Annotated in this window: 17 protein-coding genes; 9 read left to right on the forward strand and 8 right to left on the reverse strand. The window is 45.9% G+C overall.

What is annotated here, in order from left to right; translation table 11 throughout:
- Nucleotides 1-130: 130 nt before the first annotated feature.
- Nucleotides 131-2,389, reverse strand: coding sequence for a glycoside hydrolase family 127 protein (locus KAI37_RS01180; protein WP_220030576.1), 2,259 nt, complete (start codon nt 2,387-2,389; stop codon nt 131-133).
- Between the two features lie 130 nt (nt 2,390-2,519).
- Between KAI37_RS01180 and KAI37_RS01185 the strand changes: the two genes are divergently transcribed.
- The 9 genes from KAI37_RS01185 to KAI37_RS01225 all read left to right on the forward strand — a co-directional run bounded on the left by KAI37_RS01185 (nt 2,520) and on the right by KAI37_RS01225 (nt 13,741).
- Complete coding sequence (locus KAI37_RS01185) at nt 2,520-3,413, forward strand: AraC family transcriptional regulator (RefSeq protein WP_220030577.1); 894 nt, start codon at nt 2,520-2,522, stop codon at nt 3,411-3,413.
- Nucleotides 3,414-3,525: 112 nt separating this feature from the next.
- A complete protein-coding gene (locus KAI37_RS01190) occupies nt 3,526-3,981 on the forward strand; it encodes a PTS sugar transporter subunit IIA (RefSeq protein ID WP_025718799.1) in 456 nt (151 codons plus the stop codon).
- A complete protein-coding gene (locus KAI37_RS01195; RefSeq protein WP_023986530.1) occupies nt 3,981-4,298 on the forward strand; it encodes a PTS fructose transporter subunit IIB in 318 nt (105 codons plus the stop codon). Before KAI37_RS01190 ends, KAI37_RS01195 begins: the two co-directional genes overlap by 1 nt.
- A 99-nt stretch (nt 4,299-4,397) precedes the next feature.
- Complete coding sequence (locus KAI37_RS01200; RefSeq protein WP_220031422.1) at nt 4,398-5,513, forward strand: PTS fructose transporter subunit IIC; 1,116 nt, start codon at nt 4,398-4,400, stop codon at nt 5,511-5,513.
- A gap of 44 nt (nt 5,514-5,557) precedes the next feature.
- The gene (gene mngB, locus KAI37_RS01205) at nt 5,558-8,233 is read left to right on the forward strand and encodes a mannosylglycerate hydrolase (RefSeq protein WP_258383030.1); all 2,676 of its coding nucleotides are present in this window, start codon (nt 5,558-5,560) and stop codon (nt 8,231-8,233) included.
- Nucleotides 8,234-8,279: 46 nt separating this feature from the next.
- Nucleotides 8,280-10,247 (forward strand): BglG family transcription antiterminator, encoded by a 1,968-nt coding sequence (locus KAI37_RS01210; RefSeq protein WP_220030579.1) that lies wholly within the window; start codon nt 8,280-8,282, stop codon nt 10,245-10,247.
- 183 nt (nt 10,248-10,430) lie between these two features.
- Nucleotides 10,431-11,369 (forward strand): YwqG family protein, encoded by a 939-nt coding sequence (locus tag KAI37_RS01215; RefSeq protein WP_071639113.1) that lies wholly within the window; start codon nt 10,431-10,433, stop codon nt 11,367-11,369.
- A gap of 247 nt (nt 11,370-11,616) precedes the next feature.
- Nucleotides 11,617-12,135 (forward strand): RNA polymerase sigma factor, encoded by a 519-nt coding sequence (locus KAI37_RS01220; RefSeq protein ID WP_025718786.1) that lies wholly within the window; start codon nt 11,617-11,619, stop codon nt 12,133-12,135.
- Nucleotides 12,119-13,741, forward strand: a complete 1,623-nt coding sequence (locus tag KAI37_RS01225; RefSeq protein WP_220030580.1) for a DUF4179 domain-containing protein — start codon at nt 12,119-12,121, stop codon at nt 13,739-13,741. Before KAI37_RS01220 ends, KAI37_RS01225 begins: the two co-directional genes overlap by 17 nt.
- Nucleotides 13,742-13,873: 132 nt before the next feature.
- Here the strand turns inward: KAI37_RS01225 and lacZ are convergent, their stop codons facing one another.
- From lacZ to KAI37_RS01260, 7 genes are all read right to left on the reverse strand, one after another.
- The gene (gene lacZ / locus KAI37_RS01230) at nt 13,874-16,918 is read right to left on the reverse strand and encodes a beta-galactosidase, LacZ type (RefSeq protein ID WP_220030581.1); all 3,045 of its coding nucleotides are present in this window, start codon (nt 16,916-16,918) and stop codon (nt 13,874-13,876) included.
- 52 nt (nt 16,919-16,970) lie between these two features.
- The gene (locus KAI37_RS01235; protein WP_023986538.1) at nt 16,971-17,795 is read right to left on the reverse strand and encodes a carbohydrate ABC transporter permease; all 825 of its coding nucleotides are present in this window, start codon (nt 17,793-17,795) and stop codon (nt 16,971-16,973) included.
- The gene (locus KAI37_RS01240) at nt 17,792-18,688 is read right to left on the reverse strand and encodes a carbohydrate ABC transporter permease (protein ID WP_013308301.1); all 897 of its coding nucleotides are present in this window, start codon (nt 18,686-18,688) and stop codon (nt 17,792-17,794) included. The genes KAI37_RS01235 and KAI37_RS01240 overlap by 4 nt, the downstream gene beginning before the upstream one ends.
- A gap of 101 nt (nt 18,689-18,789) precedes the next feature.
- Nucleotides 18,790-20,079, reverse strand: a complete 1,290-nt coding sequence (locus KAI37_RS01245) for an ABC transporter substrate-binding protein (RefSeq protein WP_053324404.1) — start codon at nt 20,077-20,079, stop codon at nt 18,790-18,792.
- A 440-nt stretch (nt 20,080-20,519) separates the two neighbouring features.
- A complete protein-coding gene (locus KAI37_RS01250; protein ID WP_220030582.1) occupies nt 20,520-22,334 on the reverse strand; it encodes a cache domain-containing sensor histidine kinase in 1,815 nt (604 codons plus the stop codon).
- Between the two features lie 38 nt (nt 22,335-22,372).
- A complete protein-coding gene (locus KAI37_RS01255) occupies nt 22,373-23,932 on the reverse strand; it encodes a response regulator transcription factor (RefSeq protein ID WP_220030583.1) in 1,560 nt (519 codons plus the stop codon).
- 323 nt (nt 23,933-24,255) lie between these two features.
- Nucleotides 24,256-25,575 carry an MFS transporter gene (locus KAI37_RS01260; RefSeq protein ID WP_071639118.1) on the reverse strand — a complete coding sequence of 440 codons (1,320 nt, stop codon included), beginning with the start codon at nt 25,573-25,575 and terminating at the stop codon, nt 24,256-24,258.
- Nucleotides 25,576-25,794 lie beyond the last annotated feature (219 nt).

A 25,794-nucleotide genomic window follows, 5' to 3' on the forward strand; every position in this document is an offset into this window, starting at 1 on the left:
TCTGTTTTTTTGTATTTAAACTGAATTTAAAAGATGAACATCAAAACGGAGTAGGCGGAATAGTGCTGTACAAGCAAAGCACTATCCGCCTGCGTAGTGGCGCTATAGTAGATTTATATAGATAATTTGATCATACAATAGAGTGTCTAATCACTCGTAATCCAGCTACTTTCGCCACTTTACCTTGTGGATGGGCTGTGAATTGAATCGTAACTTCATTCTTGTGGCCCGTCACAGATAGAGGAAGCTCATAGGTGAACGTTTCGAATTTATTCATTTCCTCAGACTCCAGCTTGCCTTCCCCTAAAATCTGACCATCCGCAGTGATGTCAAAGTCACTATGAGGACGGCTCAAGTCCTTCAAATAAGTGACCGCCAATTGGACAGGCTCATCTGGAAGCACCTTCATGACAAAAGAGAACCAGCCCCCAGGCCATGTATCGCGATATTTGCGGTTATAGATGGACCCCAGACCTACATGCTCTCCAGTAAAGGCATGATCCCGTTCAGGCTGCATTTCGGCAGGCTGCACAACGTCGACTGTAAGTCGTTCCAGCTCTAGCTGATACGCTAACGCGGTACGATATTCTGCCTCTGTTGCTGACCATTCCTCCTGGGAAAAGAGATCCCAATAGACGGTATATGAGCGATCATACATTTGATAAAACGGACGAAGCTTCAAGTCTCCGATATAGCCTAAGTCGGTCATATGGAATGTATTAGGCTCGTTCCCGTCAGCAATTAGCTTCGTTGTCAATGAGTCGGCCGCTCCGATCAGTACAGACGCAAGCAGATGCTCCTCGTTGGATTCCGGTGTGACAGGGCCAAGGTCCCCAGCCAGCACTAGCGGCCCATACATAAAAGCAATTCGGCGTGGATTATCCGGCATTTCCTCGACTCTCACGGTCATAGGAATGTCATACTCGATCGTATCCCCATTGTTCCATTCCCGTTCAATTACAACGTAGCTGGTAGGACAAGCCTCTGTGACGTACTCTTCCCCGTTGATTTTAATCATCATCCCTTGCTCCGCCCAATGAGGGCATCTTAGCTTGATCGCGAAGGATTTGGGCTCCTTGCTGATGACGCGCAGTGTTCCCCGTCCATTTTGCGGAAAGAGAGTATCTTGTTTGAGCTGTACGCCCATCTCGTCCCATGTCACAGTAGAAGGGACATATTGATTGACATAGATCGTTTCTGGCGTGTGAAAATAAATCGCAGTGCCGTACATGGAGTGGCTTTCCATACCGGACCCGACACAGCATGTGAAATCCTCATATTGAGAATTAAAGGACTTGTGTCCTCCCATTTCCAGTGATAAAAAATAGCACACACGTCCATCTACAGGCTGCTGTGAAGCCAGGATATGATTGAACATGGCTCGTTCATAGTAGTCGGCATAGGCTGCATAGGCGTCCCACTCGAACATATGTCTTGTTAATTTCAGCATATTGTAGGTGTTACAAGTTTCACAGGTACCTTCGCCCAAACGGTCATTCAGCTTCCCGGGTTCACCAAAATGTTCATTATAGCTATTGCCGCCGATCACGTAGGAATGCTTGTGAACAACCCGATCCCAGAAAAAGCGAGACAGGTCCGCATATTGCGGTTTGCCCGTCATTTCAAATTGCCGTGCAGCGCCAATGATTTTGGGAATTTGCGTATTGGCATGTCGCCCTGCCAGCGTATCTTGGCTATCTGCGAGATCATTGAGCACCTCTCCGTGATAAAAGCGTTCCGCCAGGCTCAAAAAGCGTTCTTCTCCTGAATGTTCCGCCAGATCCGTCAGCACCTCGTTCATACCGCCAAACTCGCAATGCAGCACCTGCTGCACCTGATCATCGTCCAGCCCTTGAAGTACATCCTCCAGCCAGTTGCCGAGTTTGATTTCTATAGACAGGGCCTTGGGATGATGCGCCAGTAGATGTGCATCACGCAAGCCCGCAAAAAGCTTGTGCATGGTATATAGCGGGACCCAACCGCCGTTCAGATCAAAGCCCTGGGAGCGGATATCTCCGGCTTTTACTTCCTCAAAAATCTCTTTCCCACGTGGAATGCCGGAAATGTATCCGTTTCCATGACTGTTTTGGCATAATTCCAGTTCGTCGACCACATAGTTCACGCGTTCCAACAGTCTTTCGTCGCCTGTGGAGGCAAACATCAGTGCACAGCCGGACAGGTAGTGACCGAGTGTATGTCCGCTGATGCCACGTGCTTCCCAGCCCTCATAGTGAGCTGCTTTGGGCTCCAGTCCCGCATATTCACGAAAGCGTGATAGTAAACGGTCAGGTTCCAAACTCAGCAGGTAGGCCGTATTCAGTTCCATCGCATGTAAAAGTGGGCCGGAATCAATTCTTACTTTATGCAAGTCAAAAGCTTTAGCTTTCAAAATCATCGCTCCTTAGCTAAGATGAAAGTGTATATTTCTCCACTACATTAGCATTGCAATCGCGGTATGTCAGTAGCTTAACCATACAATGGGTGGACAAATCCGAACATGAATCTAAAGAGGCGATAACATGACCTATCTAAAAGTAAATGTAGATGCTCCGGTCCAACTGATCTCGGCAGGCGAGTTTGTTAACGAGGTACCTTGGAAGCATATGAGTCGTTCCATTGAGAATTTTGAGCTGATCCTAGGTGTCCAAGAGACGGTATATATACGGGAGGAACGGGAAGATTTTGAAGTAGGCGAGGGAGATATTCTATTGCTGTACCCCGGTCGTACGCATAAAGGATACCGGGAATCGTTGCCGGGCGTGAAATTTTATTGGTTTCATTTCGATGTTCCCACGACCCCGAATGTATTATCTAATGAAGAAATGAAGCAGGAAACAAGTGTCATGGATGGGCTTTTGCAGCGACATGGTGTGATGCGTGATATCTATTTACCGCAATGTGTACAGGCAGACAACGGAGATCGGATTCATATTATCGTCAATCAGATTTTGCATGTAGCCAACTCACATTATCTTACGTATCACAGTGCAAATTATTTGTTCACCTCGCTGCTGATCGAGATATCTGAACTGGCGCTTAGCCGCTTGCTTTCCAATCCTGCCAGTTCACAAGGGAATGTGAGTTTTAACAAAATTATTGAGTGGACCCGTATTCATGCCGAGGAACCATTGACCGTGACGGATTTAGCTCGAAAATTCAATTACAACAAGGATTATATATCTCGTTTATTCAAGCAAAATACAGGCATGCGTCCCCTGGAGTTCATTCATAGTATTCGTATTAACAAAGCCAAAGAGTTGATTTCCCGTACAGATATGAGCATTAAGCAGGTTGCTGAAGAGGCAGGATATACCGATGAGAAGTATTTTATGCGTTTGTTCAAAAAGAGAGCCCACATGACTCCTTCCCAATACCGGAATGCCTATCACAAAACATTTATGAACAATGTCTAGTGCATTTCCGCTTGGATAGGGAAATTTTATAGATAAAACATGGAGGAAGAGTCGGCTAAAATAAACTTGTAAGCGTTTCACTTATAGATAGAAGGGAGGAGAGACATTCACCATGATTACTAGAGAACAGATTTATTTGGATGAGAAGCTGGAGACCAAATCGGCTGTGTTTGAGTTTATTGCCCAAGAGGCTGAAAAGCTGGGTGTCACCGTCCATAGGGAGCAACTGGTACAGGATTTGTGGGAGAGGGAAAAGGTATATTCGACAGGGCTTCAGGATCAGTTTGCCATACCTCATACGCAGAGCGAAGTGGTCACCAGACCAGCAGTCCTCGTGATCCGATTGGAACATAGCATTGATTGGGCCTCTCATGATGGCAAGCCTGTCCAGTATATTTTTAGTATTTTGGTGCCTAAAGGGTCCGTGGATGTATCCCATTTACAAATTATTTCCTCGCTCGCAACCCTGCTCTTAGAGGATTCCTTTAAAGAGGCGGTAGCGGGTGCCAATAGTAGCGGCGATGTGTATCATTTGCTGGAACAGTATACAGAAGGGTTGGTGTCATAATGAAAATTGTAAGCGTTACATCCTGTATCGCAGGGTTGGCTCATACTCCAATGGCGGCAAAAGCACTGGAAAAAGCGGCGGCACAGCTCGGTCACCATATTAAAGTGGAGCAGCAAGGCGCACTAGGCCAGGTGAACAAACTTACGGAGGAAGACATTGCAGCGGCGGATTTTGTACTGATTGCCTCGGATCAGACAGTGAAGGATGCAGAGCGTTTTGAAGATAAAAGAATCGTTCGCGTCAAAATCGGTCATGCGGTCAACAATGCGGAAGCGGTTCTTACCAAAGCGGTGGAGGCCATCTCTGCTCAAAAATAAGATTAGGAAGGCAACACGGACAATCAGCAGCATAGCTGGCTTGAATGATATCCGATGAGCCTTTGAATAACAGTAGTATTCATGATGGGGGAGAACATGATGAAAAAATGGCTGAGTGAAGCTAAAAAGCATCTGATGACAGGCATTTCTTATTTGCTTCCGGTTATTATTGCAGGCTCCTTGATTGTTGCCGTGTGTAAAATTATCGGTCTGACCATGGGTGTCACTGACTTTGGTCCATATGCTGACAAAAGCGGTTTTCTTCATATTTTATACTTAGTTGAAAATGTAGGTTGGCGCGGAATTGGACTGCTAAACATGGTTCTGGCTGGGTATATCGCTTATTCGATTGCCGACAAGCCTGCACTTGCTGCAGGGTTGATTGGCGGCGTGCTGGCACAGGAGACGAATGCGGGATTCTTGGGCGCTCTTGTTGCAGGCTTTTTCGCCGGGTATCTCACCCTCTGGGTGAAAAACAAAGTGAAAATCACCGGCCCGGCCGCAGGTTCTGTTCCACTGATTATTTTGCCACTCATTACGGTAGGTTTAACCGGGATTCTCATGTCCGTCATCCTGGGTGGGCCGTTGAGCGCGATTAATGAAGGACTGGTCAACTGGATTAAGCATATGAGTGAGAGCGGAACCAGCACCTTGGCGCTAGCCTTAATTTTGGGAGCCATGATTGGGTTCGATCTTGGGGGTCCCGTCAATAAAGCTGCCTGGATGGCGGGAAATGCGTTATTCCTGTCGGGTGTGTATTTACCCAATATTTTCGTAAACATTGCCATCTGTATTCCACCGCTAGGCTATGGAATTGCAACCCTAATTCTGAAGCGTCGCTTTTCCAAAACATATCGGGAAGCTGGAAAAGGCTCCGTGATCATGGGCATTATCGGAATTACGGAAGGGGCTATCCCGTTTACACTGCGTAACCCTGCCAAGCTGATTCCATTGAATATGATTGCCTGCGCAGCAGGTGCAGCATTGACAGCTTTGCTGGGCGCACATGTCATCATGCCTCCAATTGGCGGTTTGTATGGCGCCATCTCCGTAGGCACTCCGTTTGCATATCTGGCTGGAGGGGTTACAGGCGCATTAATCATTGTGGCAGGAACCTTGCTCGTCAATTTCCGTGAGGAAGAACAGCAGCAGGCTGAAACGAAAGAGGCCTCTGTTAAGAAAAATGGAGAAGACATTGAGCTTGTATTTGACTAAATATCACTAGATAAAGAATAGACAGCATGGAGGGAGAACGAGATATGAGCCGTACGAAAGTGCATGTCATACCACATACTCACTGGGATCGGGAATGGTATTTTACCACTTCCAGATCCAAAGTCTACTTGGTGAAGCATGTGAAAGAAGTATTGGATGCGTTGGAGAATGGGGACGGTTTTAAATACTATCTTTTAGATGCCCAAGGGTCCTTGCTTGACGATTATACCCGCTGGTGCCCGGAGGATGAAGAGCGCATTCGCCGTCTGGTAAGCGATAAACGCCTGATGACCGGGCCGTGGTATACGCAGACGGATCAATTGGTGATTTCCGGTGAATCGATGGTCCGTAATCTGTATTACGGTATGGAAACGGCGCAGAAATATGGTCATGCCATGAAGGTCGGTTATGTGCCGGATGCCTTCGGCCAGTCGGCGCAGATGCCGCAGATTTATCAGGAGTTTGGTATTCGGCATTTTTTATTCTGGCGCGGGGTGGCAGATAATACGAATCCTAAAACCGAGTTTTTGTGGAAGGGGTCGGATGGCAGTCAGGTGTTTGCGGTACAGATGCCGTTTGGCTACTACTATGGTGGGAATATTCCAGAGGAAGCGGGAGAACTTGAGACGTATCTCGACAGCCAGATCGGTGCGCTGGAAGAAAAAGCGTCCACGCGCCATGTTTATTTTCCCAACGGCTTCGACCAAGCACCTATCCGCCTGAACTTGCCAGAATTGATTCGCACATTCAACGAGCTGGACCCGGAACGAGAATATGTGATGAATGAGCCGGAACGTTTCCTTGAAGAGATTGAAAAGGACAGCAACGACCTTCCTGTACTGGAAGGAGAGCTTATGGAAGCCAAGCATATGCGTATTCATAAGTCGATTTTTTCCACACGGGCTGACCTTAAGCAGCAAAATAACGAGATTGAACATTTAATCGTGAACACGCTGGAGCCTGTACTGTCGATCAGCCATGCACTTGGGCATGAATATCCACATTATATCGTGAAGGATATATGGAAGCTCTTGTTTGAAAATGCAGCCCACGACAGCATTGGTGGATGCAATAGTGATACGACGAATCGGGATGTGGCTTTTCGTTATAAACAGGCAAGGGATATCGCGGAGAATGTATTGGAGCTGCACAAGCGACTGATCGCGTCGAAGATTAAGCAGGAGGAGACTTTTGCCTTCACCGTCTTTAATACGTTGCCTTACCCGCGTAAGGGAGTGACAGAAATTGATGCTTACTTGCCCGAAGGAAGCTTTGTCATTCGGGATACGAACGGTCAGCAGCTTTTGTATACGATTACCGAGAAAGTGGAACAAACAGACTACGTGCTCGGTCAGCATATTGATCTGAATCCGAGCAAAAAGGTGTACCTGCCTGAGCGTGTATTCCGTGCCAAGTTGTTGGTGGAGCTTCAGGAAGTACCTGCTATGGGGTACACACAAATTATATTTGATTTTAGTGCAACAGGGGATGCAACAGCAGAACGTAGCAACGGAAAACATATTGAAAATGAATTCTATAGCATAGCCGTACAGGAGAACGGGGCATTAAGCATCACGGATAAAATTTCGGGACGTGTGTACTCAGATCAGATGGTGTTCGAGGACAACGGAGATGACGGAGATTCCTACAATTATTCTCCACCGGAACGTGATCTTACAGTTTCTTCGCTTGGTGCTGATGTGGAGACGATAACATCCAAAAGTACGGTATCCGAAGAATTGTCCCTTCGGATGAAGCTTAAGGTTCCGTATGATTTAAATGAGCGTTCCACTGCTGGGACTTCAGCTGAGTTGCCACTGCAGGCATCGGTCTCCTTGCGGAAAGGTGAACGCCTGATACGTTTCTCGGTGGATGTGGACAACCGAGTGCTGAGTCACCGTCTGCGGGTGCTATTTGATACCGGGATTGCCTCTAAGCTATCTATTGCAGATCAGCCGTTCGGAGTCATTGCCCGTCCAACTACGCTGGAGGAAGTAAAGGTATGGGAACGGGAGCAGTGGACAGAAAAGCCGATCACCATTGAAGCTATGCAAAGCTATGTTGCATTAAACGATGGTTCCCATGGAGTAGCCGTGATGACTGAAGGAGTAAGGGAATATGAAATCATTGGGCATGAACATGATACAATAGCGCTGACGTTATTCCGCACTTTTGGTTATATGGGCAAGGAGAATCTGCTATACCGCCCGGGTCGTGCCTCAGGAGAAAAGATCGTAGAAACGCCAGATGCACAGCTGCTCGGTGAACTCTCATTTACGTTTGCTCTACATGTCCACGAGTCCGGGTTTGACGAGGCGGGCATCGCTCAAGCGGCCAAGGAATATTTAACACCATTGTCCAGCTACCAGTTGTCTGATTTTCTGAACGGTCGTTTAATTTTTGCCTTCCGAGACGAAGAAAGAATATTTGAGCAAAACTACAGCCTGTTATCTTTAAGCAAGGATTCCAATGTAATCTTGAGTGCATTCAAGAAAGCAGAGCATAGTGATGGTTATATCGTCCGTGTATTTAATCCTTATTTAGAGAAAAATGCGACTGCACATATCACATACAGCGAATCGGCCCACTACGAGTTGGTTTCGCTGGATGAGCGTTCCAAGGGAGAAACATTGGTTTCGTCCGATAAGGAAGGTGCACAATTGCCGGAATTGCAGCATTGCAAGCTGTTAACGGTACTGGTAACCCCAGAATTGAACTAACGTGGAAGTAAAATACGGTTTATCGGAAAGGAGGTCTTATATCTACATGATTTTTCCCTACAAACGCTTGAAAAAGCTGTACCAGCTCGTCAGTGGAAATGATCAAGGCTGGTCTTGGACCACCAAAGCGCTCGCTGAGCGGCTGGAGGTAACAGAGCGGACCATCCGCGATGATCTTAAGAAGCTGGACAGTATGCTGAATGAATATGGAGCATATCTGGAATCCAAGAGGGGTAGCGGCTATACGATTAGGGTTGATGATCGTGAGAAATACCATTTTTTTGCGGATGAAAGTCAGGAAGAAACAGAAGTAAGTCAGCGGCTACCGGGGGCTCCGGAAGAGCGCATACGGTATGAGCTGTTCAAGCTGCTGAATGCGAGGGAATACGTGAAGATGGAAGATCTCGCCGATGAGCTATATATTAGCCGGGCCACGATGAATAATGATTCTAAAATCATCCGTCGGATTCTGGAGGATTATAGCCTCACCCTGTGCACCAAGCCGGGACATGGTGTAAAGGTGATTGGGGAAGAAAAGAGTATTCGTTACTGCCTGGCTGAATATGCTGACGTCCGCGATGAAGAGGGACAACGCAGCGACATGCCCTTGGAACAACAACAGCTGTTTCAAGGATTGGATCTACCGCAGATCCGGACAATTATTCTAAAGCATTTGCGGAGCGTTGGGACCAAAATGGCTGATTTGGCGCTGAAAGATCTCATCACTCATTTGGCGGTCATGGTGCTGCGAGTGAAGGAAGGACATGGTTTAGAACGCTTTGAGGCGGTAGTGGGCAGTCAGCGGGATATTGAATTGGCTAGCGCCATGCTGAGGGAGATGGAAGAGGTCTTTGGCATCACCTGTCCAGAAGGAGAGTTCGATTATGTTCTGCTGCACGTCGTCAGCAAAAAGATGGCCGAAACCGAGTGGGAACGCCTCCAGTCTGACCGTCTCTTCTTGGCAGTGCGCGGGATGCTGACATTCGTCTACGAACGCTTTACCTATGACTTGCGTGACGACGAACGGTTGTCCAAGGATTTATTTGTACATTTGAAGCCAATGCTGACTCGGCTGGAGCATGGTATGAACATGCGTAATCCACTGCTTGGACATATTCGCAAGTATTATCCGCTTGCCTATGAAATCACAGTTGGTGCGGTAAAAGAACTACAAAAATCGTTTCCGTACGACATCAACGATAACGAAATCGGTTATTTGGCACTTCATATCGGGGCTGCATTGGAACGCAAATACAATATCCCTCATCGGCGTCGTAAAACCGTGTTGCTGGTGTGCGGCTCCGGCTATGGAACTGCCCGGATTCTAGAATCCAGGCTGCGTTCGCTGTTCGCTGAGCTGGATGTATCCCGAGTGGTTTCACTTCGGGAATACGAGGAGATGTCCACCGTCGATGAGGACCTCGTCGTTTCGACCATTCACTTGCAGCAACGTAAGGATAAACCGTCCGCGGTGATTAGCCCGATTCCTTCGGAACGGGATATGGAGACAATGACGCGGATGGTACGGGCCAGCGATGAGGAACAGGAAACTTCACTGCTACGGTATTTTGACAAGGAATGGTTTATGACCCGATCCGATCAACCGAGCAAAGATACCCTAATTGAAGAAATGAGTGGTATTTTAAAGCAAAAAGGAGTGGTGACCGACAAGTTTCTGCCAGCAGTCAAAGAAAGAGAGAAGCTGGGCTCTACTGCACTGGATCGAGGGATGGCCATTCCCCATCCCTTGGAGCTAAGCTCTAACCGAACGGTCGTAAGCGTGTGCTTGCTGGAAAATCCGATTCCTTGGGATGCCAACCACGAGGTTCATGTGGTATTCCTGCTTTCAATCTGCAAAGAGGACTACGAGCAAGCTATGGGGATTTATGATTTGTTTGTAGAACTGATCCGCCAGGAAGAGACGCTGGAACGATTAAAGCATTGCCACTCCTTTGATGCCTTTATGCTAATCGCCCGACAGGTGCTTGCAGTCAAGAGCAATGATTACCATTGAGGAATGACCCTATTATCTATTCTCATATGAAACGAAAAAAGAGGCCCTAGGGGTCTCTTTTTAGCATGTATTTTCTTACATCTGCTAGAAAAATAGATTGTCAGGCTTTTATTTGGTAATCTGAGGTAAGGGTTTAAATGGTTGCAGGCTATTTTATTACTTCATGAAAAAGGGGCGAGCGAGATGCTACAACCACCATTAAAGGATGAACTGACTCGAATACTGGAAGGGCATTCACTAGATGAAGATTTAAAAGAAGAGATTCATCAGGAAGCTCAAGCTGCTATACAATTCCATGTGGAGCATGAGGAAAATTACGAACACATTGGAAATAGTCGGATCGCCGGTTATCCAGATCTGCCACCCACGATCGAGTGGCCGTGTGATTCAGACGGAGAATATTATACGTTTATTGCTCAAATCAATTTGGGTGAAATGCCTTTTTCCCCATACGAGGGGTTGCCTCATCAGGGTATACTTTACTTTTTTCTTGGGCTGGATGAGCCCGCCTATGATATTGACCATAAAATCTTTTACTATAACGGTGACAGCAGCGCTTTGAAGAAAACCTTGCCACCGACCGGGAAGGTTGAAGTATGTGCTGAGAACAGGGGTTTCACATCTTATGCAATTTCTTTTCAGCCGATTGTTACCCTTCGGTCGGAGGGTGAGCTAGGAGATGTTCTTGTAGATCAGTATGAAGAGCTGTATGAGCTTGTGTGTGAACAAAGTGACACGGTGTGGGGTCAGCATCAATCTTTTGCCGGGAACACCCTGCGGGATGCTTATCTACGCCGAAACGGGCTAGAGGGTCTTCTGTTTAACTGGCATAAGAGTGAGAGTCAGATTCATAAGGAAATCGAGCAAGCTATGCATAGGGGAAGTACGGATTATGCGGAGCATTTACGATCCGAAGTGCTGCCTCAGCTGCAAGAATATCAGACGAATCGGGAGAAGCACGATCAGGCTTCAGCGAATTGGCATGTTCTGCTCTCGGTATCCTCTTTGGACGAGGTTGGTATGTGCTGGTGGGACGCAGGGTATTTGGAATTTTTGATCGATCAAAGAGACTTGAAGAACCTTGATTTCTCGAACACATATGTCAATCTTGCTACGAGCTAGCCCGGTGCGGCAGACTCATGCTGATTTAGGGAAAATGATGGCAGTTAGAGCAGGGTGGTTTTTTGATTGATAAAAGCAGTGAATTGAGTATGTGGCACAGTAGGTTTGTTTTGCCCGAGTGTCGGGAATCGAACGATCAATAATAGGTGGTCCTATATAGGGCCGCCTTTTTTCGATGTAAATGAACGATTGTACTCCGTTATTAGTCTTAATAGTTGAGAACACAACAAGGGAGGTGCACACGTATATGACTGATCGAGAGCTGTTTGAGCTATATAAGGAGCAGATATATTATTTTTGTTATTATTTGATGCAAAATCAAGCAGATGCAGAAGATGTTTGCCAGGAAGTGTTTGTCAAAGCACTCTTGGCCGACAGGTCCAAAGTACAAGATCTCAAATCATGGATTTTGCGAATTGCTTCTAATGAGTGCAGCAATGTGCTTAGAAGGCGGAAAACTGGACTGATGAAGGAAATACGAACTTTTTTATTGTCACGCCCTCATTCATTTAATCCGGTGGAAGAGAGCTTATATCATCAAGAAACTAAGACAGAGCTACAGAAGCTATATAACAAGCTTCCAGATAAAATTCGAATGGTCGTGGTCCTTCGTTATGTAAACGAATTGACTGTGCCGGAGATCTCTAGAGTTATAAATATACCCGAAGGAACAGCTAAATCTAGATTAAATCGGGGGCTTAAACTGCTAAAAAAAATGGTGATATCCCAAGTAAAGGAGATGAGTAGCAGTGAGTCGGTATTTTGAAAAAGAACAGAACATTCCTCAACCTGAATATGATGCAATGTGGGTAAATATAGAACAGGAAGCAACCAAACGAAAAGCAACTCTGCAACAGTCACAGGAAGCACCTATGCATAGAGCAAAAGTTGTTCCAGCGAGTATCGTATTCTCATGTTTTCTGCTCGTCGCCATCCCTGTATTCGCTAGTGTGACCATCAATTGGGATAGAATAGGCGGACGTAGTGTAACCAATGCGCTAAATAATGGTATTGGACAACGGTATGATCTAAAAGCATCCAATGCAGGCGTTACGATGAATTTGAATGGTGTTGTAACGGATGGCGAAAAAATGAAAATGCTTATTTCTCTGGATCCAGGAATTGATCCAACCAGTTATATTGGGTTTGCTATAGAGAAAACTACGGTAACTAGCAATTCTGATACCAAGGAACAAGCACACGGATATTTAAATTACGATCCTAAAAGCCAGAAACTCCTTGGCATTTATGAAACTATTGATACTTTAAAGGAGCGTAAAAAAGATTACACACTTGAGGCTCAGAATCTAATTTTTTATCGTAACCAGGATATTCCTTTAAAGACGGATCATCAAGCCGGAGATACCCTCGTTACCGGGACCAAGCAGTATCCTAACATTTATATAGAATCCGTTCGACAAACCAACAACAAGACTGTTGTCCGCTTTAGAGTTGCTGCAGCTCCATCCGATTTAGGACGTGGGAACCCGCATTTGGTAATGAAAGTGGGCGACAAAGAGATAGACGCAATCCCAACCATTCTACCTAGCGACAGCTCAGACTTGCATATTGAGCAGGTATTCAACATGACTGCACAAGATTGGAAAAAGGCAAACCTTCATTTTTGTTATATTGAGGAAGCAAAACGAATTGAAGGTACTTGGAAGTTCGAATTTGAAGCGGATGGAAAAAAAGCAAGTGAAGCGATTTATTCCAAAAAGCTGCATAGCAGCGCTGAATTCCAAGAAAATGCGGGCACTACCTTAGACCAACTGGTTGTTACCCCCTTGGATATTGAAATTCTAGTAACAGAGCGTGATTCACTTAAAAAAGGAATTGTTCATTATAAAACAGCTCAGCTGGTTATAGGTGATAAAAAAATTAACGGAGGGTGGAATATTAAAGGAGATGATCCTGAAAATTATCAACACTTATATCAATTTGAATCTCCAGAGTGGTATAAGGACTGGTCTGATGTTCCAATGAAACTTATATTGAAAGATGCTGTCATCGAGAAACGTGATACGTCCAAGAATTGGATCACTCTTCATAAACCCAAAGAAGAAAAACAGTTCGCTGAGCTTAATGCGGACGGTTATCAAATTGATTTCACATACTATACAGAGGGAAAAGATTTGATTGTCGAATCGAAATCCGGTTCCTCTGGCTTCAAAGGCGTCAACCAAACAACGATGCGAATTAACGGCAAAGAAGTAGTGCCTGAGATCATTGCGAAGGGTATGGTATCCACAGGAGTTAATGTTGACCGTTACAAAAACATTGAATTAGACGGAAAATTGGAACTAAATCCTGGCATCTACAAGTACAGCGATCCTGGACGTGATATTGAAGTTATATTGAAGTTATATTGAAATAGATATGGCCAGCGCTGTCTATTCTGCAGATACGTAAATACAAAAGCCCTTTCAGCTTTAGCTTCTCATGAGGGAAGCAGCGGAAGGGCTTTTGTTATATCTACTTGTCTATACAGTGAGCGTGCTTATTTATACTCGTTGCACGGTAAATTCGAATTCCAGCTTTTGATCGGCTGTAATTTGGTATTCTTCATGTACCGGAGCTCCCCAGCTATCGTCGCCGCCTACGCCCATTTGTTTACCGGCTATGGTGACAACGGTGTAATACACGTTTGGTAGCTCATACAGATGGTAGGCACTTTCCAGCTCAAACGCTGTATACGGCGAAATATTGCATTCCACAGGTGCGGTAGCTGGTGCAGTAATGCGAATACCGCGTTGAGAATCGTCGGTAATATCGACACGGCGCACGCCTGTGCGGTTGCCGGATTCCTGCGGTACGACATACCCGGATACGTTATCCGCAGCTTCGTTACGGAATACGCCTAGTCTCGCGCCAAAGGCACGGTCGATGTAATTCTCTTCCGGTCCCATCGCGTACCAGTCCAAATGGCGGTAGTCAGCCGGAACCTTGAACGAAAGGGCAAAGATCGGCAGGTTAGGCAGTCCTGAGACGCCTTCATAAGTTGATTTTACGTTCAGACTACCATCCGCCAAGACGGTGTAGGTTACCGTTACCTGTACGTCTGCATGGATGCTCAGCGTGTAGCGGAATGTAACGGTTACACGGTCTGTCTGCTCTTCCGTGACCTGAATGTCGACGCATTTACGTGTCAGACTTGCAGCGAACCAGCCACCGGCTTCAAAGCCCAGAGCAGTTCCCCGATCATTGTCTGTGGTCGCCCGCCAGAACAATGGGGCAGGAGGCATGGCAATCATCTCACGTCCGGCGTAGCGAAGTGAAGTCAGGCTGCCTGCTCCTTTGGAGAACATCATACTGAAATCTGCACCGTGAACGCCAATGTTAACATCACCATGCACCACTCGTAAGGCACCGCCCGTAGGGATCTTCAGCGGGTTTGGATCTTCCACGATGAAAATATGCTGTCCAAAGGCCACTTCGTGTCCAGCCTCAGCCCAGAGTGTGGATTCTTTCAGAACTAGAGCGGTGTGAATGACGTACTCACCGGGCTTTCCGTCCGTATTGGGGAACGTCAGTGGAATATACGCTTCGGTCTGAGCCGCCACATCTACATGAATGGCATTACGTGCGATTTCTTGGCCTTCATGCAATAGACTGTATACTAGCTCATAGTCGCCCGTTCCCTCGAACAGGTTTTCATTGCGAAGGGTTACACCGCTGCGATCCGGGGTGAGCTTCAGATTTTGATACAGGAATTTGACCTCCTGCATCTTCGGTGAAACCTTCCGGTCCGCATAGACAATTCCATCCGTACAGAAGCCATAGTCTGTGGCACGGTCGTCAAAGTCGCCGCCGATCGCGAGGTACTCACGTCCGTAGCGATCTTTTTTCATAACAGCCTGATCAATATAATCCCAAATAAAACCGCCCTGATACAGCTCGTATTTGTTCTCCAGCTCTGTATACTTGTGCATGCCGCCTACGGAATTACCCATCGCATGCATGTATTCGCAACTGATATACGGCTTTTGCGGATTGTCGTTCAGATATTGCTCGATATCTGCGGGTTTGGCGTACATCCGGCTCTCCATATCGCTGGTATCATCGTACGTACGGTTGTGAAACACGCCTTCGTAGTGCACCAAACGGCTCGGGTCGGTGGCACGGAAATAGTTGGCTACATTGCGCAGCACTTCACCTGCATACGACTCATTGCCGCAGGACCAAATCAGAATGGACGCATGGTTTTTGTCCCGTTCCAGCATGGAAATGGCGCGATCCATGACGATATCCTGCCACTCAGGCAGATTGGCGGGAATATTCCACGATGGCTCAACGGCGCCGAGTTTTTGCCAGGAACCGTGTGTTTCCAAGTTCATTTCATCAATTACATAGATCCCATACTCATCGCATAGCTCATACCACAGAGTCTGATTTGGATAATGAGAGGTGCGAACAGCGTTCATATTGTTCTGCTTGAGCGTCCGGATATCCCACAGCATATCTTCACGGGAAATCGCACGTCCGGTGCGAGCATTAAATTCATGGCGGTTCACACCTTTAAAGACGATGCGTTTGCCGTTCAAATGCATGACCTTGTTTATCAACTCAAATTTACGGAAGCCCATTTTTTGTGGAATGACTTCCACGAGCGATCCACTGGCATCATAAATTTGAATGAACAACGTGTACAAATAAGGTTTCTCCGCGCTCCAGCGCTGCACTTGCTCCAAGGTTGCTGACAGCGAAGCTGTACCATCAGTAAAGTCAGCTTTCAAAGAAGCTACAACATGGCCGGTAGCATCTTTCACATCGACAGTTGCATAGGCCGTTGCCGGCTTTTCCAAGGTCAATTTCAGCTCCAGAAGGCCCTGCGTGTAGGAAGCATCCAGATCCGCCTTGGCATGCAGGTCACGTACGTGAAGAGTAGGGATGGTATAGAGATATACGTCTCTGAAAATACCGGAAAAACGCCAAAAGTCCTGATCCTCCAGCCACGCCCCCGTACTTCTTTGATATACCTCTACTGCCAGCTTGTTTTCGCCTGCTTGCAGGAACGGTGTCAGTTCAAAATCAGATGGTGTAAAGCTGTCCTCGCTGTAACCGACAAATTGTCCGTTCAGCCATACATAGAAAGCCGACTCGACGCCTTGGAAAGAAATGAACACAGGCTGCGCGCCCGAAGCCATATTTTCCGGCAAAACAAAGCTTTTGATATAGCTCCCGACCGGGTTGTGATCCTCCGGAATATGGGGTGGGCGAACGTCCGAATGTCCGTCCCATGGATACATCGTATTCACGTACTGCATTTGGCCAAAGCCTTGTGTCTGAATGTGACCCGGCACCTGAATATCGCTCCAGCCGCCATACTCAAAGCCAGGGGCATAGAACTCTACCGGACGGCTGGCTGGATTCATTGCATAGTTAAACTTCCAGCTCCCATTCAGGCTATGACGCCAAGCCATATCAGCTTGCTGCTCCGCTTCTTGAAGCGTAGCGTAATATTTGTGATCGGAATAGGCGGGCAGCCGATGTACAGCAAATTTGGTTACGTCGGTCAGCCAGTCCAGACTAGGGGTATGGGTGGTCAAGGCGAACACTCCTTATTTTTAAAATGAAATGAAGAACGTACACAGAAATCTGTTATTTTACCGAACCAACCATGCCCGCTACAAAGTGTTTCTGCATCAGGAAGAATACCAGTGCAGTTGGCAGTGTGGACAGGACAATGGCGATCATGATGACACCGTAATCCGGTGCATAGCTGGAGCCAAGGTTCGAGATCAACAGCGGAATCGTTTGATTCTCCGGCGTTTGCAGCACAATCAGAGGCCAGAGGTAGTTGTTCCAGCTGGACATGAATGTGATGATTGCGGCAGCGGCATAGGTTGTTTTCATCGTAGGCATATACACCCGGAAGAACAGACCCAGCTCGGATAATCCATCCATACGACCTGCTTCCAGTAGATCCTTTGGAAACATCTTGGTGCTTTGACGGAAAAAGAAGATCAGGAACGCCGTAGTTACGGTCGGAATGACGACAGAAGAGAGTGTATCAATACCGATCCACGGTATGACATTAGAAATACTGCCGAACATCCGGTAGAGCGGGATCATGATCGCCGCAAACGGAATCATCATAGACATCAGCAGGATATTGAAGACAACGTCTTTCGCTTTACTTCTGTAAATTTCAAAGCCATAACCGGCCAGTGATGCGATTAGCATAGCCAGCAGCGTAGTTGAGATGGAGACTTTTGCAGAGTTACTTAGTGCGGTAACGATGTCTACTTTTTCAAGCAAATTGTGCATGTTATCCATCAAATGGGAGCCAGGCAGAAGCTTGCCTTTGGTCACATCGACCGACAGGTTCGTGGAGCTGGATAGCATCCAGAGGAACGGGAAAATCGAAACGAACGACACAAGGATCAGAAAGGCGTACGTAAATGCTCTTTTTGTTTTCATCATTTTTTCTCACCTGCCACTTTGAACTGGATAATCGACAAGATAATGATCATAATGACGATGGAATAAGATACGGTCGCCGCATAACCAAAGTCGGATGAATATTTGAAGGACAGATTGTAAATATATTGCGAAATTGAAGATGTCGCGTTCCCTGGCCCACCCTTGGTAATATTCATAATTTCATCGAAGAGTTGGAGTGTACCAATCGTTGATGTAATCGAAGTGAACAGGATAATCGGCTTAAGCAGTGGAACCGTAATGCTGAAAAACTGTCGGATCGGAGAAGCTCCGTCAATACGGGCCGCTTCGTAGATGGAACTGTCAATGTTCTGAAGACCGGACAGGTAAAAGATCATATTATAACCAGTCCAGCGCCATGTGATCGCGATAATAATCGTAACCTTGGCCCAGAAAGGATCTGTAATCCATTGGATGGGCGTGCCAATCACGTGCAGATTCAGCAATAAGGAGTTTACCAGACCATCGGACGAGAACAAGTACTTGAAGACAACCGAATAGGCTACAAGGGATGTGATACACGGCAAGAAGATAGCTGTGCGGAAAAAGCCCTTGAATTTCAGGTTTTTATCATTCAACAATACCGAAATGAACAGAGCCAGAATGACCATCAAAGGTACCTGGAAAATTAAATAGATAAACGTATTCTTCACGGCCGTTATAAACATTTTATCGGTGAAGAGTCGCTTGTAATTATCAATGCCGTTAAAGCTCAGATTAGACCCTGTACCTGTCTTAAAGGACAAGATAAGCGCCTGAATCATCGGATAGAAATAAAAAGCGGCGATCATGATCACTGCGATGGATATGAACAACCATCCTGTCATACCTGCTTTGAGACGTGTTGTAGTTATTTTGGGCGCGGCTGTCTTCATACCATGTCAACTCCCTGTGCAGCAATAAAACCTTGAACTCGCAAGCCCAAGGTTTTAAGTGCTTATCGTTTTATTGTTTAGCCTTGGCTAGATGGACTGTCTTATTTAAGCTGTGCTTCCGCCTGTCCTTGAGCATCTTTCAGAACTGCGTCTACATCTTTTCCGTTCAGATAGTTTTGAATTTCAACGGTCATGATATCCTCAATGGCATACGTGTGCAGGCCATAATTAACTTTTGGAACTTGCTTAGTCCATTCTGCAAATTTCTTGTATACTTTGTCGCCTCCGAAGTACGGATCTTCCACGTCATAAGCTTTACCGCTGGAAGCTGCGTTCAATGAACCGACAATTCCAATTTTGCTCAGCATATCTTGATACAGTTCTTGATCTGTTCCGAATGTCTCTTTCAGGAAATCAGCAGCGGTATCTTGACCGTCCGAGTTAAGGACATACCAGGAGCTGCCGCCGAGGCTGGAAGCATTCACGGATTCAGGAATATTTTTCAGCTTAGGGAAAGGAACAACGGCCCATTTACCTGATTGCGAAGCTTCAGCTTTGATCGAAGGTGTAATCCAGTTACCTGTAGGTACGGAAGCAACTGCACCACTGTTGAATGCGGCCAGGAACTGACTCCAGTCGGCATTCATTTTAACGATGTTAGCGTCGAACAAGGATTTGTACGTCAAGAGCGCTTCTTTCAGAGCTGGATTACCAGCCAGGTTTGGTGTTTTACCGTCTTCTTTCAGGTACCATGAACCTGCAGTTTGGATCATACCACGGATCAGACCGAGGTCATTCGGATCTTGAGTCAGCATTTCTTTGCCTGTTTTTTGTTTTACGGCTTTACCAATTTCAATAAATTTGTCCCAATCAATATTAGTCAGGTCTGCTACTTTGTAGCCGGCTTGTTCCAGATAGTCCGTTCTTACATACAGTCCCATAACACCGGAGTCGAATGGAACACCATACTGTTTGCCGTTGTAGCTAGTCGGTCCGATTTTATAATCAGCGAAGTCGGATGCTTTGATCGTGCTGCTCATATCATGGAAAGAATCGGGATAGGCTTGCAGGAAGTTCTGTGCCCGATAATCCTCGATCAGAACCACATTCGGCAATCCTTTGGTAGATCCGGAGTTAAGGCCGGCATTCATTTTTTGTACAATATCGTTTTGAGCATATTCAACAATGTTTACGGTTACATCTGGATGTTTGGCAACGTAGCGATCTTTTGCCAGCTTCAGGGCTGCGATATTAAAGTTCGGGTCCCAAGCCCAGACGGTGATTTCTTTTTTGCCTGAATCTGTGGTAGTAGCTGCTTTCTCGGAATTGCTGGAGCATGCGGATAGCAAGATCAAGCTTGCAATCAGCAGAAGGAAAGTCATTTTTTTCATTTTGTTCAACCCCTACTCTTTTTTTATATGTTGCTTGCTAGTTCTAAACCTCTTAAATGAAAGCGGTTACCTTATTTATAAATCTAGTGTACCATCCATACTTTGTCGGCGTTAGGAATATCTTTATACGGATTGGTCTTATTATTATGATTTATCAAAAAAGGTACCGCTTACATTTGTATTTTATTTTGGTTTAGGTATTTTTTTTAGGTGAGTTTGAAATTAGATGGTGTGCTACTACGCATGTGGATGGTGCTTCCCATCGCCCCCGCCCCCGGATTTCTTGAAAGAAGTCTTTCTTAAAGTAGAGATCCGGGGAGGTGATGCTTCCGAAGCTAGCTTTCCTACGGAAAGCTTTTAAAGCGACCGCTTCGCTTGTACAGCACCATACCACCCACTCCGTTTTACATGTGCATTTTTTAAGTTCAGTATATATAGATTTATTTAGTGGAGTCGTTCGATTTCAAAATCAACGGCAGGGTCATTCTTACTTTGGTGCCCTCGTCTTTTTTACTGGAGATGGTTACGCCATATTCTTCTCCATATAAAAGGGTAATGCGGTTGTGCACATTCTGGATGCCGATGCCTGTGAACAGTTGGCGCTTGCTCTTGGGATTCGGGAGTCCGTCTTGCGCCGTATGCCCGTCTAAATCCATACCGTCTCCATCATCGACCACCTCACAGATCAATGTGTCCTCCGTTTTGGACACCAATATATAGATGTGCCCTACATTTTTTTCATTAAACGCATGGAAGAAAGAGTTTTCAATAAAAGGCTGAATGATGAGCTTGGGCACATGGTACTCCAGACAATCGGGTGATACAAAATAATTCACTTGTACCCGCTGCCCGTAGCGCACATGGTTAATGAACACATAATTTTGCATGTTGGCCATTTCCTGCTCAATGGTGATCGTTTCACTCACATTGCTGATTGTATTTTGCAGTAAGGAAATGAGTGCATTGATCGTCTCGGCGGCTGTTTCCTTATTTCCTTTGAGCACCAGCATTTTGATCGAAGCCAGTGTATTGTACAGAAAATGCGGATTGATCTGCCGTTGTAGTGCAGCAAGCTCTGCGTTCCGTTGACCCTTTTGCGTCTCTAGAAGCTTACGGATATAGTCATTTAGTTCATCCAGCATGTAGTTGTAAGCATGACTTAATTGTCTAACCTCATAGCTGCCCGTTACCGGGATATAATTATCAAAATTCTTCTCGCGTATGGTCGACATTTGCTTCACAAGTCGAGTCAGGGAACGAATCAGTCGACGGGATATGAGGAAAACGATCACCAAAGCAATCAGTACGATGGCAATGCAGATCCATACAACGGATTTAACGTCAATAATTTGCCCAATCGCGGCTTGTCTGTCGATCATGTTCACCAGATAAAAATCAAATGAAGGGATATAGTTGGAAAGGAGGATACTTTCCTTATTCATCACATCTGCATTAATGTAGTTAAGTCCCTGTTCATTGATTTTTGTGGCATAGCCTAGCAGCTCACTGGAGCGTTGTCCGATCAGGTCCTGACGGTTGCTCGATACAATCAGTCCCGACTTGTCCAAGATAAGTACATCATTGCCGTTGCTCGTGAAACTGTTGTAAAAACGGCGTAATTCAGGTTCCCGAATGGCGATGTAGATCATGCCGTACAGGGTGCCGCTGGTCCGCTCCATAAATGGTTTGGAGGCGATAATATAGGGTGTTGGCTTTTGCGCGGTATTATTCATTTGTTGCTGAAATAATTCAATATCCAATTGATACATAAGCTGTGCGGGTCGTGCTACACTTCGGGCTGTAATAGCATTGCTTTTAAGTTCTTCCGCAGTTACAGGCCAATAGGACGAGTCGGAGTAAAAGCTCCGGCCGTTCAGACCTGTTACAGCGACACCGACATCATAGGCATCGACGTTCGATTTAATTTGCTTCATTTGCTGTGCCATTCCGAAGTAAGTCCTTGCCGAGTTAATCGAGTCAGATTGACCGCCAGTCAGATAGTTCTTGACCGTTCCATTTTCCGAAGCATGGGTTACGGCATTCACGATAGAATCATTGAAGGATTCAAAGCTGGATTGAATCTGGCTGAGTACTTTGGCATTTGTAATACTGAATGTCTCAGCAAAAAGTCGTTCAGACATCCGAATCGTCACCAAAGAGGTCAGCAAGGACACCGCAGTGATGCTGACCACCATAACAATAAAGATTTTGAAGAACAGACCTTGATATTTGATCTTATGGATATACCTTTTCATAATCAATCTCTTTTCTGCTGGCAGATATGGCTTACTCTCTAATAGAGATGCTCTCGGCGGTACTGGCTGGGCGAGTAACCCTTCACTTTTTTGAATACTTTGGTAAAATAGCTGGGGTCCGAATAGCCTACCGTGCTGCTAATATCCGAAATGGACATCGTCCCCGACCGTAGTAACTCTGCGGCTTTTTCAACCCGAATTTTGTTCAGATACTCGCTAAAGCCCTCTGTATGGTGTGCCGTAAAATAGCTGGACAAGTAGGAAGGGTTAAAATGAAAATATTGCCCAAGTGTCGTCAAATTGAGTGTTTCAGCATGATGCTCCTCAATATACTCCAGCAGTTTTTTCATGCTTGCGCTACTTCCTTGCTGTGTCTTAGCCATAATCTGTCTGTTCGCTTCCTCCAAAAAAGTCTCCAGAAGGCGCACGGCTTCATGTACATGAGGGGCATCATTAATTGTTTTGAAATAGGAATATTTTGCTGCATCCAGCTCCTTCATATCATACCCCTGATTCCCGAGCAAAATCGTAATGTTAAACACGATATTTCCGAGAAGCGATTTGAATTCAAAAGCGGTAGAGGTATAGTTGCCGGACATGGCGGCTACATAGGATCTCAAATCCTGAAAAGCTGTATCAAAATGCTCACGCTTCATCTCTTCTGTAAACTGTTTTAAGTTGAACGAGCTGTTCACCTGTACAGGCGGAGGGAGTTCGTCTTCTATTAGCAGCGCTGTTCCTGGGAAATAAAAGCGGTAACTCAGCAGTTTGGGCAGTTCATCCTGATAGACGTCACTAATCTGATTGAAGTCATCAAATAAATGGCTAACTGCCCAGCCTGTCTGTGGATCGACTCGCTTTGTCTCCTGAGCAACTTCCCTAACCGCAGCCATCCAGGCGTCTACTTCCCGTGGATCAAGATTGGCTAAAACCACAGCTGCATAGACATCAGACGGCAGTTGTCGCAGTACGATGTGCTCACAAGCAGAGGATACTTGATCTGTTAGCTTGGAAAATAGATCCGAGGCAGAGATGGAGCGTCCTTTATTCTGCGGTGCTGATTGTTCCACACCTATAAGCGCAAAACGGACATAAGGAAATGCTTGCTTCAGCAGCTCAGCGTCATAGTCCATGCTATATCCGGAGATCAGCTTTTCGATCACATGATCTATTGTAATTTGACTATTATTAGCATCTGCCTGATACTGAATGGATGGAATTTTGCGAGCGGTTCTCTGGAGTACTTGGAGCAACTCATCCGTGTCCAGCTTGGGTTTTAAAATATAGTCAGCAACCCCTTGCTGAAAGGTAGATCGCACGTAATTAAACTCACCGTAACTGCTAAGTACAATGACTTCGATATCTGGATAGTTCTGTCTGACTATGCGCGTCAGCTCCTCGCCATCCATAATCGGCATTACGATATCTGTAATGACAATATGAGGGCGCAAGGTTTCAATCAGCTCCAGTGCTTCTTTCCCGTTAGAAGCCTCACCTACAATGCGAAATCCATACTGTTCCCACGATAAATGATGCTTGATCCCTTGCCGTACCAATATCTCATCATCTACAATTAAAATATTGCATAGTTCTTTCATGGCAGCACTCTCCGTAATTATACCTATTCAAAAAAAGACCTCCATAAGGCGGACGTCACATCATTTGAGACACATAGTTGATAACGCTTCCAAATTGGCTGAAATATAAAGTATTTAATCTTTACATGCTAACATAAACTACAGATGTAATCCAAAGATGTCTCAAATTAAGCCTTTCTTTTCATATCGGTTGCCGGGCCATTGAATATTATATGGAGAACAAGCCGTATATATGGAAAAAAGAAACGGAAAAGCAAACCTGCTTTTCCGTTTCTTTCTATTAATAGGCTCAATCTATCCGTTGCTCATGCATCGTCCATCGTTTACGTAGTTCGAGTAATCGGTTTTTTCAGGAATACCCCGTATGAAATCGCTCCCATAACGAGCAAGGATGCTCCCAGTAAAAATACATTATTAAAGCTTCCGGTTGTATCCAAAATGTATCCGGTTGCAATGGGTGCTAGAGCAGCACCCAGAAAACCGCCAAAGTTTTGGATGGCGCCCAGGGATGCCACCTGTTCCCCCGGAGCAATATCGGCTGCCAATGTCCAAATAACGCCTGAAGGCAACTGGGAAGCAAAGTAACCGACAGAGAGAAGTACAATGCTGACAACTGTATTGTCTATAAAAGGAATCGGCGCTACAGATGCCGCCGCCAAAATGGCACCACCAACAATAGGTATCTTACGTGAGGTCACAGGAGCAACCCCCTTGCGGATGAAATAGTCGGAAATAAAACCACCAAGCAGTACGCCAATAATGCCTGCAACAAATGGAATGGATGCAATCCACCCGGTTTCTTTCAGCGTGAAGCCCTGTTCCTTCTCCAGATAGCTTGGCAACCAGGTCAGGTATACCCAGATTGTGAACATGATGCCGAAATTACCGATGATCATAAACCAAGTGCTGGAATTCTTGAAAAGAGAAGACCATTTGGCTGTTGGCGCCTGTGTTTCTGATTGTGCCGCATCTGATTCCGCAGCAGGAACTACGTCTGCAGCCATATCGTTTTGAGTGATGGCCTGCTTTTCGGCAAAAGTCGGATCGCGGTAAACTTTCAGCCAGATCAGCATAATAATCAAACCCATTGCGCCGACGAAGATAAACATGCCTCTCCAAGTCATGGTCAGCATAAGAACAGTCAGCAGGGGTGGAGCAATAGCATTGGCAATTTGCGAGCCCGTATTAATAATAGAGGTTGGAAGGCCTCTCTCACTTTTAGCGAACCATCTTTCGGTCACTTTAAGTCCTGATGTAAAGAATGGAGATTCCGACACACCGAGCAGCATACGCATTGCATACAGCAGAGAATAGGTATTTACAAAAGCACTGATAATGGTTGCGACCGACCACAGTCCAGAAGCCCATGCGAACATTTTCTTTGGACCGAAGCGGTCAACAAGCCATCCTGCCGGAAGATTAGCCAAAGCATAAGGCCAGAGAAAGGCGGACAGCAGCAGACCCATCTGTGTAGAGGATAGTCCAAATTCCGCTGCGATGGTCGTATTCGCGATACTTAAATTCGATCGGTCCAGATAGTTGACGACGGCCCCAAGCAGAAGCATCAAAATAATGCCCCAGCGCAGACCTGCCTTTTTGGGTTTTCCTGTGGATGTTACATGGTTATTCCCGATTTTGTTCATGAAAGCTCACGCTCCTTGATCTAGGCTGTTGATTAAAAAGGCTGATGCCAAATTAAAAATAGGTCATTCAAATCACGATTGTATGCGTTTACATTTCCTCTAATCATCAAATTCATTTCGATGATTCCTTAGCTCTGTTGATATGGGCGATTCACAACGATGGGTTCGAAGCTTTCCGGAAAATTCGAAAGTTAGCTATTGATCGTTGTGATGCCGCAT

The sequence above is a fragment of the Paenibacillus sp. S25 genome (genome assembly GCF_019454085.1).
In the GTDB taxonomy this organism is placed as follows: domain Bacteria; phylum Bacillota; class Bacilli; order Paenibacillales; family Paenibacillaceae; genus Paenibacillus; species Paenibacillus polymyxa_B.

Bases quoted from the DNA above. Each gene is read 5' to 3' on its own strand.
- KAI37_RS01210 (WP_220030579.1), top strand. From the start codon at position 8,280: ATGATTTTTCCCTACAAACGCTTGAAAAAGCTGTACCAGCTCGTCAGT.
- KAI37_RS01260 (WP_071639118.1), bottom strand. From the start codon at position 25,575: ATGAACAAAATCGGGAATAACCATGTAACATCCACAGGAAAACCCAAA.
- KAI37_RS01240 (WP_013308301.1), bottom strand. From the start codon at position 18,688: ATGAAGACAGCCGCGCCCAAAATAACTACAACACGTCTCAAAGCAGGT.
- KAI37_RS01215 (WP_071639113.1), top strand. From the start codon at position 10,431: ATGCTACAACCACCATTAAAGGATGAACTGACTCGAATACTGGAAGGG.
- KAI37_RS01255 (WP_220030583.1), bottom strand. From the start codon at position 23,932: ATGAAAGAACTATGCAATATTTTAATTGTAGATGATGAGATATTGGTA.
- KAI37_RS01245 (WP_053324404.1), bottom strand. From the start codon at position 20,079: ATGAAAAAAATGACTTTCCTTCTGCTGATTGCAAGCTTGATCTTGCTA.
- KAI37_RS01235 (WP_023986538.1), bottom strand. From the start codon at position 17,795: ATGATGAAAACAAAAAGAGCATTTACGTACGCCTTTCTGATCCTTGTG.
- KAI37_RS01195 (WP_023986530.1), top strand. From the start codon at position 3,981: ATGAAAATTGTAAGCGTTACATCCTGTATCGCAGGGTTGGCTCATACT.
- KAI37_RS01190 (WP_025718799.1), top strand. From the start codon at position 3,526: ATGATTACTAGAGAACAGATTTATTTGGATGAGAAGCTGGAGACCAAA.
- KAI37_RS01250 (WP_220030582.1), bottom strand. From the start codon at position 22,334: ATGAAAAGGTATATCCATAAGATCAAATATCAAGGTCTGTTCTTCAAA.
- KAI37_RS01200 (WP_220031422.1), top strand. From the start codon at position 4,398: ATGAAAAAATGGCTGAGTGAAGCTAAAAAGCATCTGATGACAGGCATT.
- KAI37_RS01220 (WP_025718786.1), top strand. From the start codon at position 11,617: ATGACTGATCGAGAGCTGTTTGAGCTATATAAGGAGCAGATATATTAT.
- mngB (WP_258383030.1), top strand. From the start codon at position 5,558: ATGAGCCGTACGAAAGTGCATGTCATACCACATACTCACTGGGATCGG.
- KAI37_RS01185 (WP_220030577.1), top strand. From the start codon at position 2,520: ATGACCTATCTAAAAGTAAATGTAGATGCTCCGGTCCAACTGATCTCG.